Origin of the sequence: Pseudomonas sp. PDM05 (assembly GCF_014851685.1) — a bacterium.
Taxonomy (GTDB): Bacteria; Pseudomonadota; Gammaproteobacteria; order Pseudomonadales; family Pseudomonadaceae; genus Aquipseudomonas.
In genome coordinates this window covers 174614-192042 of record NZ_JACVAC010000008.1, presented here as the reverse complement: position 1 = coordinate 192042, position 17429 = coordinate 174614, and the positions used below count along the sequence as shown (strand labels likewise).

Annotated in this window: 12 protein-coding genes and 2 tRNA genes; 5 read left to right on the top strand and 9 right to left on the bottom strand. The window is 60.8% G+C overall.

Annotated elements, in window-relative coordinates:
* The first annotated feature begins 62 nt into the window (after positions 1–62).
* Positions 63–1472 carry a threonine synthase gene (gene thrC, locus IB241_RS17650; RefSeq protein ID WP_192299519.1) on the top strand — a complete coding sequence of 470 codons (1410 nt, stop codon included), beginning with the start codon at positions 63–65 and terminating at the stop codon, positions 1470–1472.
* Between the two features lie 356 nt (positions 1473–1828).
* Positions 1829–2113, top strand: coding sequence for a DUF3509 domain-containing protein (locus tag IB241_RS17645; protein WP_192299518.1), 285 nt, complete (start codon positions 1829–1831; stop codon positions 2111–2113).
* A 170-nt stretch (positions 2114–2283) separates the two neighbouring features.
* Here the strand turns inward: IB241_RS17645 and IB241_RS17640 are convergent, their stop codons facing one another.
* On the bottom strand, positions 2284–3168 hold the full coding sequence (locus IB241_RS17640; RefSeq protein ID WP_192299517.1) for a TIGR02285 family protein: 885 nt from the start codon (positions 3166–3168) through the stop codon (positions 2284–2286).
* Positions 3168–4367: a CaiB/BaiF CoA transferase family protein gene (locus IB241_RS17635; protein WP_192299516.1), complete on the bottom strand. Its 1200-nt coding sequence runs from the start codon at positions 4365–4367 to the stop codon at positions 3168–3170. Before IB241_RS17635 ends, IB241_RS17640 begins: the two co-directional genes overlap by 1 nt.
* A gap of 148 nt (positions 4368–4515) precedes the next feature.
* On the opposite strand from IB241_RS17635, the gene IB241_RS17630 reads away from it, so the two are divergent.
* Together IB241_RS17630 and recJ are read left to right on the top strand one after the other, a co-directional pair.
* Positions 4516–5058 carry a YaeQ family protein gene (locus IB241_RS17630; protein ID WP_192299515.1) on the top strand — a complete coding sequence of 181 codons (543 nt, stop codon included), beginning with the start codon at positions 4516–4518 and terminating at the stop codon, positions 5056–5058.
* Between the two features lie 92 nt (positions 5059–5150).
* The gene (gene recJ / locus IB241_RS17625) at positions 5151–6860 is read left to right on the top strand and encodes a single-stranded-DNA-specific exonuclease RecJ (RefSeq protein ID WP_192299514.1); all 1710 of its coding nucleotides are present in this window, start codon (positions 5151–5153) and stop codon (positions 6858–6860) included.
* A gap of 137 nt (positions 6861–6997) precedes the next feature.
* Here the strand turns inward: recJ and IB241_RS17620 are convergent, their stop codons facing one another.
* From IB241_RS17620 to IB241_RS17605, 4 genes are all read right to left on the bottom strand, one after another.
* Positions 6998–8278, bottom strand: coding sequence for a virulence factor family protein (locus tag IB241_RS17620; RefSeq protein WP_192299513.1), 1281 nt, complete (start codon positions 8276–8278; stop codon positions 6998–7000).
* A complete protein-coding gene (gene mprF, locus IB241_RS17615) occupies positions 8278–10920 on the bottom strand; it encodes a bifunctional lysylphosphatidylglycerol flippase/synthetase MprF (RefSeq protein ID WP_192299512.1) in 2643 nt (880 codons plus the stop codon). The genes IB241_RS17620 and mprF overlap by 1 nt, the downstream gene beginning before the upstream one ends.
* A gap of 266 nt (positions 10921–11186) precedes the next feature.
* Positions 11187–11263: transfer RNA gene (locus IB241_RS17610), tRNA-Met, on the bottom strand.
* A 207-nt stretch (positions 11264–11470) separates the two neighbouring features.
* Positions 11471–11547 (bottom strand) — tRNA-Met (locus tag IB241_RS17605).
* A 279-nt stretch (positions 11548–11826) separates the two neighbouring features.
* On the opposite strand from IB241_RS17605, the gene dinB reads away from it, so the two are divergent.
* A complete protein-coding gene (gene dinB / locus IB241_RS17600; RefSeq protein WP_192299511.1) occupies positions 11827–12885 on the top strand; it encodes a DNA polymerase IV in 1059 nt (352 codons plus the stop codon).
* Positions 12886–13015: 130 nt separating this feature from the next.
* Here the strand turns inward: dinB and IB241_RS17595 are convergent, their stop codons facing one another.
* From IB241_RS17595 to IB241_RS17585, 3 genes are all read right to left on the bottom strand, one after another.
* Positions 13016–13969 carry a hypothetical protein gene (locus IB241_RS17595; protein WP_192299510.1) on the bottom strand — a complete coding sequence of 318 codons (954 nt, stop codon included), beginning with the start codon at positions 13967–13969 and terminating at the stop codon, positions 13016–13018.
* A gap of 20 nt (positions 13970–13989) precedes the next feature.
* Positions 13990–15705, bottom strand: coding sequence for a proline--tRNA ligase (locus tag IB241_RS17590; protein WP_192299509.1), 1716 nt, complete (start codon positions 15703–15705; stop codon positions 13990–13992).
* Positions 15706–15889: 184 nt separating this feature from the next.
* Positions 15890–17422, bottom strand: coding sequence for an AmpG family muropeptide MFS transporter (locus IB241_RS17585; RefSeq protein ID WP_192299508.1), 1533 nt, complete (start codon positions 17420–17422; stop codon positions 15890–15892).
* Positions 17423–17429 lie beyond the last annotated feature (7 nt).

Here is a 17429-nt window from a genome sequence, read left to right as displayed (position 1 = left end):
TTGTTCCAGGGGCCCCGTACGTGCGGCGGCCTCTGTTCGAGAATGTTTTAGAGGAGCCAGTCATGCGTTACATCAGCACCCGCGGCCAGGCACCGGCCCTGAATTTCGAAGATGTCCTGCTGGCAGGCCTTGCCACCGACGGCGGCCTGTACGTGCCGGAAAACCTGCCACGCTTCACCCAGGAAGAAATCGCCTCGTGGGCCGGTCTGCCGTACCACGAGCTGGCGTTCCGGGTGATGCGCCCGTTCGTCACCGGCAGCATTCCGGACGCGGATTTCAAGAAGATTCTGGAAGAGACGTACGGCGTGTTTTCCCACAACGCTATCGCCCCTCTGCGCCAGTTGAACGGCAACGAATGGGTCCTGGAGCTGTTCCACGGCCCCACCCTGGCGTTCAAGGACTTCGCACTGCAACTGCTGGGTCGCCTGCTGGACTACGTGCTGCAAAAGCGCGGCGAGCGCGTGGTGATCATCGGCGCCACCTCCGGTGATACCGGTTCGGCGGCCATCGAAGGCTGCAAGCACTGCGAAAACGTCGACATCTTTATCCTGCACCCGCACAAGCGCGTGTCGGAAGTGCAGCGTCGGCAGATGACCACCATCTTCGGCGAGAACATCCATAACATCGCCATCGAAGGCAACTTCGATGACTGCCAGGAAATGGTCAAGAACAGCTTCGCCGACCAGAGCTTCCTGAAGGGCACACGCCTGGTGGCGGTGAACTCGATCAACTGGGCGCGGATCATGGCCCAGATCGTCTATTACTTCCACGCCTCGCTACAGCTGGGTGGCCCGGCCCGTTCCGTGTCGTTCTCGGTGCCGACCGGCAACTTCGGCGACATCTTCGCCGGCTACCTGGCGCGCAACATGGGCCTGCCGATCAACCAGTTGATCGTCGCCACCAACCGAAACGACATCCTGCATCGCTTCATGAGCGGCAATCAGTACGTCAAGGAGACCCTGCACGCCACGCTGTCGCCGTCCATGGACATCATGGTCTCGTCGAACTTCGAACGCCTGCTGTTCGACATGCACGGTCGCAACGGTGCAGCCATTGCCGGCTTGATGGACACCTTCAAGCGCGGCGGCGGTTTCAGTGTGGATGAAGAGCGCTGGACCGAAACCCGCAAGCTGTTCGACTCCCTGGCCGTGGACGACGCGCAGACCTGCGAAACCATCGCAGAAGTCTATGCCCAGACCGGCGAGCTGCTGGACCCGCACACCGCCATTGGTGTGAAGGCCGCCCGCGAATGCCGTCGCAGCCTGGACATTCCGATGGTGATCCTGGGCACCGCGCATCCGGTCAAATTCCCGGAAGCGGTGGAGAAGGCCGGTGTCGGCAAGGCCCTGGAATTGCCGGTGCACTTGGCTGACCTGTTCGAACGTGAAGAACGTTGCACAGTCTTGGCCAATGACCTGAAGGCTGTGCAGACGTTTGTGAGCCAGCACGGAAATCGTGGCAAGCCGCTCTGATTCAATAGCTTTGCGAGGTTGCTCAAGCCCGTCTTCGTGACGGGCTTTTTTATTGGGGCAAGCCATACCCATGGGTTAACGACGTTTTTTGTTTTTGGCAGGCCCGGCCGAGCGCTATGAGAATAGCTTCTGCGCGACCACTATTACGCTGCCGACAGCGGCATAAAAGCCTGTTGCGTAAGTATTTATGTGCGCCGTTTTTTGCCTGTCATGTAGCAAGCGCATGCTGGAATCCGTCACCCGTGACGCCCCCATAAAGACGATAAAGCGAACTTTCCTACGTCACAAACAGTCACTTAGGATAGATGCAGCTCCCGTTGAAACGATTGTTCCCGAACTATTGAGTGGTGATCGAGATGGAAAGTATCAGCCTATTGCTCGAAGAAGCACTGAGCCCTTATCAGGTTACGCTGACCACCTCTGGTGTGCAGGCCGAGTGCCTGGTAACCGTGAAGAACCCTGCTGGCGCCATCGTGGTCGAGCGTGAAGTCGACCGCGCCCAATTGATGGACAAGCGCGTGCTGGTGGATGTGGTGGATTGCCTGCTGCGCGACATCAAGATTGCCGAAGGGCGCCTGGAGCCCTCGGTCATTGCGGCCTTGCGCAACGCAGCCCAGACCCGCAGCGCCGCCGTTGCATGAAGAATTGTTTAATCATGGAAACTTCCTACGGCATGGCCGGTCAGATTTCGTAACAGCAAGAGCAAACATTGTGCTCCGGTGTTTGTGCCTTGCTGTACTGGTCTTTGTAGGCCACGTTTAACCCCGAAGTGTCTCCCCACTCTTCGGGGTTTCTTTTTGCCCGGGATTTGTCACTGCTCCGGGAAGTCCTGGAAAAAGCTCGGGTTGTCCCGCAGGTAACGTTCGCGCATGACCGGGTCCAGCCACGACGCATACGATTGCTGCACCTGCTCCAATGGAATCTCACGCAGCACTTGATTGATTCGCGCTATGGCCTGGCGACCCAGGGGTGTATCCGAGCAGGCAATGTGCGTGTGTTGGTAAGGTGCTGTGCCCTTGATGGGATAGAAGCTCAGGTCGTCGGTGGCAATGCCCTGTTGCTGGGCGTGGTAGCGGATCTCCGGCCAGTAACCCAGTACCGCCTCCAGGCGTCCCAGGCGCTGCATTTGCAACAGGCTGCCCAAGGCATCGTTGCCGTAGTGAAGGGCGAGCGTGTGGGTATCGGCGTGCTTGAGCTGCTCATCGATGACCGGTCCGTAGCTGCGCTCCGCGATCGCGCCCACCCGTGTCTTGTGGGCATCGAGGAAGGCCTGCAGGTCAAACTGGCCCTCGATGATGTAGGGCTTCATCGCGTCCAATTGGCTGTGCCGGATCGCGATGCCATTGCTGGCAACCACAAATGCCTGGCTGGAAAACACGATGTACTTGGCGCGATCTGGCGTCCACAGCAATGACGGGTCGCAGGTGAACGTAGGTTCGCGCAGCATCTGCATGCCACGCGCGCGATTGACGTGCTGCACCTGATGCCGGTACTCCGGCAAGTGTTCGATGAGAATCGGCAGCAACTGGTCCAGCGCGCCCTGGCCTTTGCCCGGCCCCTCGAAAATGGTCAGCGGCGGCAAGTCGCGCAGCAGCCAGATCAAGGTGTCTTCGGCATGCGCCGTTGCAGGCAGCCCACCCAGTATTGCGCAAGCGAGGCACCACTGGATGAACCAGCATCTGCACCGGTGGGCCATCAGATCGCGCCTTCCTCACGCAAACGCACAATGGCGGCAGCGTCGTAGCCCAGTTCAGCGAGTACCACGCTGTTGTGTTCACCCAGTTGCGGCCCGACCCATTCGCAACTGCCTGGGGTGTCCGACAGTTTCGGCACGATGCCTGGCATCTTGAAGTCCTTGCCGCCGGGCAGTTTGGCCTGGAGGAACATTTCCCTGGCGAGAAATTGCGGGTCGCCCAGCATGTCTTCGGCGCTGTAGATGCGACTGGCGGGTACCTCGGCGTTGTTCAATGCTTCGACCACCTGATCCAGCGCAAGCGAATTGACCCAGCGATCAATCACGCCATACAGCTCGTCGCGGCGGCTGTCGCGCCCGTCATTGCTGGCCAGTTGCGGATCATTGGCCAGGTCTTCGCGACCAATGGCCAGCATGAACCGCTTGAAGATCGCATCACCGTTGGCGCCGATCTGTACGTGCTTGCCATCGGCGCTGGTATGGATCGACGACGGTGTAATGCCCGGCATGATGTTGCCGGTGCGCTCGCGGATAAATCCGAAGACATCGAACTCGGGGATCATGCTTTCCATCATGGCGAAGATGGCCTCATACAGCGCCACGTCCACCACCTGGCCCAGCCCGCCATTCACCTCGCGATGACGCAGCGCCATCAACGCGCCGATCACCGCCCACAGCGCGGCAATCGAGTCGCCGATGGAAATCCCCGTACGCACCGGCGGGCGGTCCTCGAAGCCGGTGATGTAGCGCAGGCCGCCCATGGATTCGCCCACCGCGCCAAAACCCGGCTGGTCTTTCATGGGCCCGGTCTGGCCAAACCCCGACAGGCGCACCATCACCAGCTTGGGGTTCAGTGCATGCAAGGTTTCCCAGCTCAGGCCGAGCTTTTCCAGCACGCCGGGGCGGAAGTTTTCGATAAGGATGTCGGCGTCGGCCAGCAGCTGTTTAAGGATCGCCAAACCCTGTGGGTGCTTGAGGTTCAGCGTCAACGACTGCTTGTTGCGCGCCTGCACGAACCACCACAGCGAAGTGCCTTCATACAACTTGCGCCATTTGCGTAACGGGTCGCCGCCGTCCGGGGATTCGACCTTGATCACCTCGGCACCGAACTCGGCACAGATCCGTGACGCAAACGGGCCAGCGATCAGGGTGCCCAGTTCGATGACTTTCAGCCCGGCAAGTGGTTTGGCGGTAAACGACATGAGGATCCTTGCAAACATGAGACGGTGGTGTGATGCCTTTTAACATAGGCGAGCGGCCCAGGGATAAGGATGATGCAGCGCAGTATTCGTTGAATGGCCTCGCCATCGGTTAGACTGGCCGCCTTTCCCTGTCTCTAGAAGTCCGTTCATGGCCCAGCCGTCCACGACCTACAAATTCGAACTCAATCTCACCGATCTCGATCGTTCGGTGTACGAGAGCGTCAAACAGACCATCGCCCGGCATCCTTCGGAAACCGAAGAGCGCATGACCGTGCGCCTGCTGGCCTACGCCCTCTGGTACAACGAACAGTTGTCGTTCGGTCGTGGCCTGTCAGATGTAGACGAACCAGCCCTGTGGGAAAAAAGCCTGGATGACCGGGTTTTGCATTGGATCGAAGTTGGCCAGCCTGATGCCGACCGCCTGACCTGGTGCTCGCGCCGCACCGAGCGCACCAGCCTGCTGGCCTATGGCAGCCTGCGTGTGTGGGAAGGCAAGGTGGTGCCGGTGGCGAACAACCTGAAGAACGTGCACATCGCAGCTGTGCCGCAGGACGTCCTGGAGATCCTGGCCAAGGACATGCCGCGCGTTATCAAGTGGGACGTGATGATCAGCGAAGGCACGATGTTCGTGACTGACGACCGTGGCCAGCACGAAGTGCAGCTGCAATGGCTGGTCGGCGAACGCGGCTGAACCTGCAGCAGCAGGCAGCTCCCACAAAGGGCCTGTGCCGTTTTCACTATTGCTGTTTAACCGTTGTATCGAAGAGAAGCCTTCCTCACCCCATGCGTATCGATCCCCGCCCGTTGCCCGCCGTCCTGCCGTTTCTCGGTGATCTGCCACCGCTGTTGACCCGCCTCTACGCCGCACGCGGGGTACAGTCCGAAGCCGAGCTGGATAAAAGCCTGGCGCGGTTGATTCCCTATCAGCAGCTCAAGGGCATCGACGCGGCGGTGGATTTGCTGGTGACGGCCCTGGAACAGCGCCAGCGCATCCTGATCGTCGGCGACTTTGACGCCGATGGCGCCACTGCCAGCACCGTGGGCACCCTCGGCCTGCGTTTGCTCGGTGCGGCCCATGTCGATTACCTGGTGCCCAACCGCTTCGAATACGGCTACGGCCTGACCCCGGAAATCGTCGCCGTGGCCTTGCAGCGCGAGCCGCAGTTGCTGATCACTGTGGACAACGGCATTTCCAGTGTCGAAGGCGTGGCGGCGGCGAAAGCGGCGGGGCTGCAAGTGTTGGTCACCGACCACCACTTGCCGGGCGATGAGCTGCCGGCGGCGGATGCCATCGTCAACCCGAACCAGCCAGGTTGCGAGTTCCCCAGCAAGGCCCTGGCCGGCGTGGGGGTGATCTTTTACGTGCTGATGGCCCTGCGTGCGCGTTTGCGCAGCCTGGGCTGGTACGAGAACAAACCCCAACCGAACATCGGCGAGTTGCTCGACCTGGTGGCCCTGGGCAGCGTGGCCGACGTGGTGCCGTTGGACGCCAACAACCGCATCCTGGTGCACCAGGGCCTGGAGCGTATCCGCGCCGGGCGTGCGCGGCCAGGGATCAAGGCGATCCTCGAAGTGGCCAAGCGCGACGCGGCGCGCATCACCTCCACCGACCTTGGCTTTATCCTCGGGCCACGCCTCAACGCAGCCGGACGCCTGGATGACATGAGCCTGGGCATCGAGTGCCTGCTTACCACCGACTTCGCCGCCGCGCGGGAAATGGCGGTGCAACTGGATGGCATGAACCAGGACCGCAAATCCATCGAACAAGGCATGCAGCGCGAGGCCCTGGCCCAGCTCAAGGACTTGCCGGTGGAGTCGATGCCGTACGGTTTGTGCCTGTTCGACCCGGAATGGCACCAGGGCGTGATTGGCATCCTGGCGTCGCGCATGAAGGAGCGCTACTTCCGCCCGACCATCGCCTTCGCCGATGCCGGTGATGGCTTGCTCAAGGGCTCAGGGCGCTCTGTACCGGGCTTTCACATCCGCGACGCGCTAGCGGTGGTCGCGAGCCAGCATCCCAACCTGATCGCTAAATACGGCGGCCACGCCATGGCGGCGGGGCTGACATTGCCCGAGGAAAATTTCCCACTGTTTGCCGAAGCCTTTGATGCTGAAGTGCGTCGGCAACTGCGCGAAGAAGACCTCACCGGGCGCCTGCTGTCCGATGGCACCCTGGCAGTCGAAGAGTTTCACCTGGAACTGGCCCGCGCCTTGCGCCACGCCGGCCCGTGGGGGCAGCACTTTCCCGAGCCGTTGTTTCACGGGGTGTTTCAGTTGGTGGAACAGCGCGTGGTAGGGGAGCGGCACCTGAAGGTGGTGCTCAAGAGCGAATGCGGGTCGGTGAAGCTCGATGGCATTGCGTTTGGGGTGGACCGCGAGGTGTGGCCGAATCCGACGGTGAAGTGGGTGGAGCTGGCCTACAAGCTGGATGTGAATGAATTTCGGGGCAATGAAACGGTGCAACTGATGATTGCGCACATCGAGCCACGCTAGACCTTAATCACACCACGAAACAAATGTGGGAGCGGGCTTGCTCGCGAATACGGAGTGTCAGTCAAAGTTGCTGTGACTGATCTACCGCTTTCGCGAGCAAGCCCGCTCCCACATTGGGTTTTGCGTATGGCGCAGGATTACTCGGCCTTGGCCTGGTGCTTGACGATGATGTCCACCAAGCGCTTGGCCAGCGCCGGGTAGTTCTCATCAAAGTGATGCCCACCGGGTAGCTTCAAGGCTTCGCCTACAGCGGTTTTGTCGGTGCAGCCACTCTCGTCGACTTCTTCCGCACCGTAGATGCACACCACCTTCTCCGGCGGCAGCTTGGCCATTTCCGGGCCGGTCGCGGCTTCCTTGCCGGCGTTGCCCAGCCAGCCTTCCACTTCGATTTCAAAGCTGCCGGTACGGGCGAATGCCAGCAGGATGATCGCATCTACCCGTTGCTGTTCGTTTTCCGGCATGCGGTTGTAGATCGCTGGCAGCACGTCGGCACCGAACGAGTAACCGGTCAGCACGAAGCGCTTGGTGCCCCATTTTTGCCGGTAGTGCTGCATCAGCTCGGTGAGGTCCTTGGCGCTTTGTTCCGGGGTCTTGTGCTGCCAGTAGTAGCGCAGGGTGTCGATGCCGACCACCGGGTAGCCGATCTTGGCCATTTCACCGGCCACGTCACGGTCCAGGTCGCGCCAGCCGCCGTCACCGGAGAGGAACAGGGTCACGGTGTCCTTGGCCTGGCCAGCGGGCACTTCGACCACCGGGATCGCCAGGCCGCCGTTGTCCGAGCCCACCAGTTGCTTACGCAGCTCGTTGTTCAGCACTTGCGGGTAATGAATGTCGTAGTCGCTGATGCTGGTGGTGGCGCGCGGTGTGTCGCGTACGAAACTGGCGCTTTCATCGTCAGGGTTATCGTTCCAGGCCACCAGCCAGTTGCCGTGGGCCGAAGTTTTCGGCAGTGGGTCCTTGCAGCCTTCCTGCACCAGGGCGAAACCGACGGAGATGGCATTGGCCTTGTCGTCGTTCTGTGTCGCCAGCCAGCGCCAGGCGAGGGCTGCGCCAGGGCCGATGCCGCTGACCAGGGTGGCCGGGCCTTTGAGCTGGGCCAGGGCGCCTTGCAGCGCTTGTTCCTGCAACTTGCAGTCATCCTTTGGCAGGATCACTTGGACGATTTGTGCTTTGCCGCCCTGGCTCAGGGCAATCAGTTGGCTGTCGGTCAGGGTTTCTTCGGCCATCACGGCCACCGCTACGCGAGCTTTTGGCGTGCCGTTCGGGGTTACGCGGGTGATCGCCGAACCGTCGGCCTGGGGCAATTGCTCCAGGGTCGGCTGCGGGGCAGGGCGGCTCCAGTACCAAAAGCCAGCGCCCGCGACCAGGGCGAGCAGCACTACCAGGGCCAATACATACCGCCAGGAACGTCGAATCATCAGCGTTTCACCAATCCAGTCAAGCCGCCCGCGATCAGGGCGGCGGTATCGGCCAGTGCCACCAGCGGATCAAGTCCTGCGGGCACGGCCATGTAACGGGGTTCCCAGTCTGGCTGGAACTTGTCTTTGAAGCGGCGCAAACCTTGGAAGTTATACAGTTGCTCGCCACGGCGGAACACCATCGAACCCAGGCGCTGGGTCAGCGGTGCGCCGCGACGTGGCTGCAGGCCCGACAACGGCACCATGCCGAGGCTGAAGCGGGCGTAGCCATGACTCTTATAGTGTTGAATCAGGCCGACCATCATGAACTCCATGGTCAACTTGGGTGCGTCCGGGTGGGCACGCATCAGGTCGAGGCTGGCCAGGTCATGGTTGTACGTCTCGAGCAGGTTGGCGAAGGCCACCGGGCGCCCTTCGAAGCGAATGATCGCAATGCGAAAGTGCTTGAGGTAGTCGTCGCTGAAACGGCCCAGGGAAAAACCCTTTTCCCGCACGTTCTTGCCGGTCAGCCAGGCGTCGGAAATGACTTTGAGCTCATCCATCGGCGCGGTGCCCGGTTCATGGATCTCCAGGGACAGGCCGTCCCGGGTGCCACGGTTCCAGGTGTAGCGCAGGTCCTTCATCTCTTTGCCCTTGGCTTCCAGGTCAAAGCGTTTCAGGTCGACGCGGGCTTCCTCGCCCAGTTTGATCGCGGTCAGGCCGATGTCCATGTAGTACGGCAGGTTTTCCGCACGCACCTGATAGAACACCGGGCGGGCGTGGTGGATGTCGCATAGGTCACGGAATTGCCAGATCATTTCGGCGCGAGGTTGGGTCGGGCCGATCGGATCGTACAAGGCTACCAGGCTGCGGCCACGACGGGCGTACATGAGGAAAGCTTCATCATTGGGATGAAACAGCAGCGCCTTGTCGCCGGTCAGCGCCAGGCCGCCGTCGGGCTGGGACGAGGCCATCAGGATCTTGCTGGCGCGCTCCAGTTCGTCAGGTGTCGGCAGGTGGATCACCGGGCGCGCAGTACGCAGCAGCCAGGTCAGGGACACAATCACCAGCAACACGGCGGCGCCCAGCAGCGAGCGCAGGCCGCGGGGGGCGTTGGCGTCCAGGGTGAACTGCCACCACAGCTGATGGCTGTACGGTACGTCCTGGTAAGCGAACAGCAGCAGCCAGATCGACGCCCCGAGCACACAGACGCTGGCCACCAGGTACAGCGGCGAGAACGGCAGTTCGGTGAGGCGGCTGGCGCGATAGAACGAGCGTCGGAAGATCGCCAGCAGGATCGCGGTCATGGTCATCAAGCTGGCTTCTTCCCAATCGAAGCCTTTGAGCAGCGAGAGCAGGGCGCCCGCCAGCAACAGCACCATGGTCAGCATCCAGGCGGCCGACAGGCGTCGACGCAGGCCCTGGGCCAACAGCAGGCACAACACGCCGATCAGGCTGGCGCCAAAGTGCGAGGCGTCAATCAGGCGGTGGGGAATCAGGAAGCCGATGTTTTCCAGGCGTGAGTCGATTTCTGGCGTGGCGCCGGAAAACAGCAGGACCACGCCGGACAAAAAAACCAGCACGGCCAACACCGGTGCCGCGAGGCCTGAGGCAACCCGCAGGCTTTGCTGGGTCTGGAACAGGCGCTGGGCTTCGTTGACCAGCAGGAATACGCAGGCGATCAGCAGCGGCAGCACCACGTAGATCATGCGGTACAGCAGCAGAGCGGCGGCCAGCGGCGCGGCGCCGAGCTTATCGGCAAAGGCCGCGAGCAGGATGGCTTCGAAAACCCCCACACCCCCCGGCACATGGCTGAGCACACCGGCGGCCAGGGCCAGCAGGTACACCAGCAGGAACGGACCAAACGGTGGCGCTTCCGGCAGCAGCATATAAAGGACGGTGGCGGCAGCGGCGACGTCGAGTGCGGTGATGACCAGTTGCAGGAAGGTCAGACGCGCGCCGGGCAGGCGCAGGGTGCGACGGCCGATCTTGACCAGCAGGTTGTCGGCAAACGGTTGCTCCGGCAGGCGGCGGCGATAGAGGCCGACGCACAGTGCGATCGACAGCAGCAGCACCGCACCGGCGACACCGCCGAGCAAACCTTGCGACAAATTCAGTGCCGTGGCCGCGGCGGGCAGGTTGCTCAAGGTGGCCAGGGCGGCGAGAGGGGGCAGGGCACAACCGAGCGCCAGGCTGGCGAACACGGTCATGCGGGCGACTTCCGAAGCGCCAATACCGTGGCGAGCATACAGGCGGTAACGCACCGAGCCGCCGGAGAGCATCGACAGGCCAATCGCGTTGCCAATGGCAAAGGCGGTGAAACCGCCATGGGCCAGGGTCTTGGCCGGTAACTTCACCCCGGCATAGCGTGCGCCGGAGAATTCGTAGCCCAGCAGAATGACGAACCCGGCCACCGCTGCGGCAAACGCACCCATCAGGGCAGGCTTGGGCACTTCCAGGATCGAGTCGTGGAGAGCGTAGAGATCCAGTTCCAGCAGCAAGTGTCGGCAAGCGATCAGGGCGATAGCAAACAGCAACAGGGTGACGGCCAATCCGATGGGTTGGCGGTATTTGCTCAACAGATCCAGCCAGCGCAAACGGGTGGGAGTGATCGGTTGTTCTGCTGTGACGGTGTCTTGTGGTTCAGACGAGTTGGCGCGCATCAATCACCTCGTGGATTGTGCGCGACAGGATGGAGGTATCCAGCCAAGTTACCAATCCCTATGGACAAAATAATTACAAATATTAACGCGTATCGCCGGGGGCGGCGACTGCGGCCATTGGTCGTAGAGGATTAAGCATAGCGTGCGATGAAATGGACTCTACAAACCGTGTACGGTTTCATGAAAGATGCCATGTCATTGTTTCAGAAGAACTTTTTCACCGGATACAAAAAAGGCCACTCTTTCGAGTAGCCTTTTTTGATGTTTGGTTGCGGGAGCCGGATTTGAACCGACGACCTTCGGGTTATGAGCCCGACGAGCTACCAGACTGCTCCATCCCGCGTCTGTGGGCGGCATTCTACAGCCAAGCGGCGGGGTGTCAACCGTTAATCAACTAATGGGTCAAATAAGTGTGAATTGACGGTCATCGGTTGGCCGTGCGCGGTAAGTGCGCGATGGGGAAAGACTTTTTTGTCTTACAATTTTCATACATACCCAAAACAGGCGCGCACAAAAAAGGCCACTCTTTCGAGTAGCCTTTTTTGATGTTTGGTTGCGGGAGCCGGATTTGAACCGACGACCTTCGGGTTATGAGCCCGACGAGCTACCAGACTGCTCCATCCCGCGTCTGTGTGTCGGCATTCTACAGAGGATCGCTGGGGTGTCAACCGCTGAATTGAAGAAAAGCGCTTGTGGTTCAATCGCTTAGTTCTCCATGAAGGCCTCTGGAAGCGCTCCAGGCCAGTGTGGCCGAGGGTTTCAGCTCTATTGGGATGCCGAATTCGATTGAGAAAATAAATTCATCTGGGATATTTCCTACCGCTTAAGCGGAAGATTCAAACTACTGGTGCTATATACAGGGGTGAGTGCGATACTGGCGATCCGTTGAATCAACCCTCTGTTTATATGACGCAACGCAAAATCATCCACGTCGACTGTGATTGCTTCTACGCTGCCATCGAGATGCGTGATGACCCGAGCCTGGCGCAAAAGCCGCTGGCGGTCGGTGGCTCGGCAGACAGGCGAGGGGTGATCGCCACCTGCAACTACGAAGCCCGGGCCTATGGCGTGCGTTCGGCCATGTCTTCACGCCACGCCCTGAAGCTCTGCCCGGACCTGACCATCGTCAAGCCGCGCATGGACGCCTATAAGGAAGCGTCGAAGGAAATCCAGACGATCTTTCGTGACTACACCGACCTGATCGAACCGCTGTCGCTGGATGAGGCCTACCTGGATGTCTCTGATAGCCCACACTTTGGCGGCAGTGCCACGCGTATCGCCCAGGACATTCGCCGCCGGGTTTCCAACCAGCTGCACATCACCGTGTCCGCAGGCGTAGCGCCGAACAAATTCCTGGCCAAGATCGCCAGTGACTGGAAGAAGCCCAACGGCCTGTTTGTGATTACCCCCGACCAGGTCGAAGACTTTGTCTCGCAGCTACGGGTGAGCAAGTTGCACGGTGTGGGCAAGGTCACCGCCGACAAGCTGGCACGCCTGGGTATCGAGGATTGTCTGCAACTGCGGGAATGGAACAAGCTGGCACTGGTGCGCGAATTCGGCAGTTTTGGCGAGCGGCTCTGGAGCCTGGCCCGTGGGATTGATGACCGGGCAGTGCAGAACGACAGTCGCCGGCAATCGATCAGTGTGGAAAACACCTACGATGTGGACCTGCCGGATCTCTCAAGCTGCCTGGCAAAACTGCCTGAACTGATGGAAACCCTGGCTGGGCGCATGGCGCGTATCGACAGCAGTTATCGTGCGGGCAAGCCGTTCGTCAAGGTGAAGTTTCATGACTTTACCCAGACTACTTTGGAGCAGGCGGGGGCAGGGCGGGATCTGGAGAGTTATCAACAGCTGCTGACGCAGGCGTTTAATCGGGGTGGGAAGCCGGTGCGGTTGTTGGGGATTGGGGTGCGCTTGCTGGATCTGAGCAGCGGCAATGAACAACTCGAATTTTCCTGGTAAAAACCGGATAGAACTGTGGGAGCTGGCTTGCCTGCGATAGCGGTGGATCAGCCAGTTATATGCAAGCTGGCTCACCGCAATCGCGGGCAAGCCCGCTCCCACATTTTTGATATTTAGCTGTCTTAAAGTTTTAGCGAGCCCCAGGGTCCGCCACCAACCGCCCCGCATCCTTGGTCAACGCCTGCAAAAACTCCTGCTGCAACTCGGGGTCATTGCGCGTCAGTTCGATCAGGCTTTGTTCCAGCTCGCTGGCTTCTTCCTCCAGGCCCAACTCCGACAGGCGTTTGACTCGGTGCACCCACTGGTTCACTTCGTCATCCTCCAGGTCGTCATAGATCAGGCCGTGGGCTTCGAGCAACTTGCCGCGCAGGTTGCTGCTGATCGCCAGGGTCGAGTCCGAATGCACGTCGTCCTGGCCATCTTCCACACTGATTTTCAGGGTGGTGACGCGGTTCAGGTCTTGCTCGGCAAATGGGCTGTCCAGCAGGTTCAGGCGCAGGACGCCGTTACGGTCGGTGGTCAACTCATGGGTTTGCTTGCCAGCGGTAACCTGTACCGGACGTTCGCTCCAGGGCAGGCTCGAATACTCCACGCGCTTGTCGCGCTGGACTTCATCGATACCCGCCAGGTTCTGTTGCGCACGGCCGTGGGATTGCACGTTCATGAACGGGTTGAGGCCGTCCACGCCGTAGGTGAGCCAGTCGCGGGTCACGCTGGCCGGCAAGTTGCCAAGGGCGAAGATATTCACCACGTTGGCGCCCGCGCCGGCCACCAGGGCGACGGCACCCAAAGGCATCTCATAGAGTTTGCGCCAGGGCTGGTAGGGGGTGTAGCGGTCATAACGACGGGTGACTTCGAACTCGGTGACCTCAAAGGTCTTCTGCTCGTGAATCCGGACCCGGCGTTGCGGCAGCTCCAGCACTTTGGGTTCGCCTACATCAATCTGCAGGCTGTGGTCGAGCAACTTACGCTCGACCCGCTCCTCGTGCTCACTGCGTTGCGACATCTGGTTGGCGCAGCCGCTGACCAGCAGGGCGCCGCACAAGGCGGCGCCCCCCAGGGCTCTGGTGTTTCGCTTGAACATGACTTCTCTTGATCTGGTTTTCAGCGACGAATACGCGCCTGAAGGAAAGACAGCACGTCAGCCACCGGCAACGGTTGGGCTTCGGCTTCGGTCCGGCTCTTGTATTCCAGATTGCCATCGGCCAGGCCACGGTCACTGACCACGATCCGGTGCGGGATGCCAATCAGTTCCATGTCGGCGAACTTGATGCCCGGGCTGGTTTTCTTGTCCCGGTCATCCAGCAATACTTCAAAACCGGCGGCCGTCAGCTCGGCATACAGTTTGTCGGTGGCTTCGCGTACCAGCTCGGTCTCATAACGCAGGGGGACCAGGGCGATCTGGAACGGCGCCAGGGTGTCGCTCCAGATGATGCCGTTTTCGTCGTTGTTCTGCTCGATGGCAGCGGCAACCACGCGGGAAACGCCGATGCCATAGCAGCCCATTTCCAGGATCACCGGCTTGCCGTTCTCGCCCAGCACTTTGCAGTTCATCGCCTGGCTGTATTTGTTGCCCAGCTGGAAGATGTGCCCGACTTCGATGCCGCGCTTGATTTCCAGGGTGCCCTTGCCATCCGGGCTCGGGTCGCCGGCGACGACATTACGCAGGTCGGCCACGGTCGGAACCGGCAGGTCACGTTCCCAGTTCACGCCGAAGTAGTGCTTGTCGTCGATGTTCGCGCCGATACCGAAGTCGCTCATCAGCTCGACCGAACGGTCGATGATGATCGGCAGCGGCAGGTTCAGCGGCCCCAGGGAGCCGGCACCGGCGCCGATGGCGTCGCGCAGTTCGGCATCGGTGGCCATGACCAGCGGGCTGGCCACGCCAGGTTGCTGGGCAGCCTTGATTTCGTTGAGTTCGTGGTCGCCACGGATCACCAGGGCGATCAGCTTGCCTTCTTCTTCGGCGCGCACGATCAGGGTCTTGATGGTCTTTTCAATCGGCAGATTGAATTTCTCCACCAGGGCCGCGATGGTCTTGGTATCCGGGGTGTCCACCAGGCGCAGTTCTTCGGCCGGCGCCGGGCGGGACGTTTCCCGTGGCACGGCTTCGGCTTTCTCGATGTTCGCCGCGTAGTCGGAACCGTTGCTGAACACGATGTCGTCTTCGCCGGATTCGGCCAGCACGTGGAACTCGTGGGAACCAGCGCCGCCGATGGAACCGTTGTCCGCTTCAACCGGGCGGAATTTCAGGCCCAGGCGCGTGAACACGTTGCAGTAGGCCTGGTGCATGCGGTCGTAGGTGACCTGCAAGGACGCCTGGTCAGCGTGGAACGAATAGGCGTCCTTCATGATGAATTCGCGGCCGCGCATCAAGCCGAAGCGTGGGCGGATCTCATCACGGAACTTGGTCTGGATCTGATACAGGTTCAGCGGCAGCTGCTTGTAGCTGCTCAGCTCGTTGCGCATCAGGTCGGTGATCACTTCTTCGTGGGTCGGGCCGGCGCAGAAGTCGCGGCCGTGACGATCCTTGAAGCGCAGCAACTCAGGGCCGTACTCTTCCCAGCGCCCGGATTCCTGCCACAACTCAGCCGGTTGGGTGCTCGGCATCAACACTTCCAGAGAGCCGGCGGCGTTCATTTCTTCGCGAACGATGGCTTCGACCTTGCGCATCACCTTCAAGCCCATGGGCAACCAGGTGTACAGGCCGGAGGCCAGTTTGCGGATCATACCGGCACGCAGCATCAGTTGATGGCTGATCACGACCGCGTCGGAAGGCGTTTCTTTCTGTGTGGCGAGCAAATATTGACTGGTACGCATGGTAGGCCGTTGTCGGTTGCTTGGACTTGAAATGACTTGGGATTGTACGGGCGCAAGCTGTCGGAGTACAGGCATCCGAACGCAGAGGGGGATGTGGGAGCGGGCTTGCCCGCGAATGCGCAGTGTCAGGCGCTAAATCCGTTACTGACCCACCCCATTCGCGAGCAAGCCCGCTCCCACAGGTTCAGTCTTCTACCGGCGGGTTCAACCGAATCCGTCGATTCTCCTGGAACCAGTGCAACGCGATCAGAAACAGCGTTGGCACGCCCAGCATGCAGGTAATCAGGAAGAAGTTGTGATAGCCGAACTTCTCCACCATCACCCCCGAGTACCCGCCGATCAGGCGTGGCAGCAGCAGCATGATCGAGCTGAGCAGCGCATATTGTGTGGCGGAGAACTTGAGGTTGGTCAGGCTCGACAGATAGGCCACGAACGCCGAAGTGGCGAGGCCGGAACTGAAGTTATCCAGGGAGATGGTGAAGATCAGCATCTGCAGGTCCGGGCCCATGTCGGCAAGCATCACGAACAGCAGGTTGGTGCCGGCCGAGGCGATCCCGCCGATGAACAGGATCGGCAGGATACCGAACCGCACAATCAGCAAGCCGCCCATACCGGCGCCGAGCAGGGTCATGATCAGGCCGAAGATCTTGCTGACTCCGGCGATCTGGTCCTTGGTGAAGCCCTGGTCGATGTAGAACACGTTGGCCATCACGCCCATCACCGTGTCGGACATGCGATAGGTGGCAATCAGCCCGAGCAGCAGCAGCGCCTGCCAGCGGTAACGCAGGATAAAGTCGTTGACCGGCGTCAGCACCGGCGCCAGGCCGCGACGGCCCATGGCTGACAGGCACAAGGCGGTGAGGGTGATATAGAGGATGGCGCGCAGGAACGCGCGGTCGTCCATCAGCAGGTCCCACACGCTCATGCCGTGGAACAGCACGCTGTCGAAATCGGTGTTGTACAGCTGGGTGAACATCGCCGGCACCGACACCAACAGCACGATCAGCACGAATACCGAGACCAGCTGGTGCACAAAACTGTAGCGTCCGGCTTGCAACTGTGTGCGCAGTGGCACGTTCGGTTCACGCATGAACAGGGTGGTCAGCAGCGCAGGCACCATCAGCACGCCAAACAGCACATAGGTGCCGAGCCACGCCGAGTGTTGATAGTTGAACCCGGTAGAGCCGAAACCTTCGGCAAAGAACAGTGCGCCGGCCGTGGCCAGCAGGGCGGCGATGCGGTAGCCGGACATGTAGCTGGCGGCCAGGGCGGCCTGGCGGGTGTCGTCGGCGATTTCCAGGCGGTAGGCGTCGACGGCAATGTCTTGGGTGGCGGACGCGAAGGCCACCACGACCGCGATGGCGATCAGCCAGGACAAGTGTTTCTGCGGGTCGCAGAAACCCATGCCGATCAATCCGAGGATCACCAGCGACTGGGCCAATACCAGCCAGGAACGACGACGTCCGAGTTTGCCCAGCAGCGGCAGGCGCCATTGGTCGAGCAGTGGCGACCAGACCCATTTAAAGGCGTAGGCCAAACCGATCAGGCTCGCATAGCCGATGGTTTCGCGAGCCACTCCGGCCTCACGCAACCACACAGAAAGCGTCGAGAACACCAACATGTAAGGCAGGCCGGCGGCAAAGCCGAGCAACAACAGGACCAACGTCGAGGGGCTGGCATAGGCAGCGAGCGCGGCGCGCCAGGTTTTACGGGGCATGGGCTGG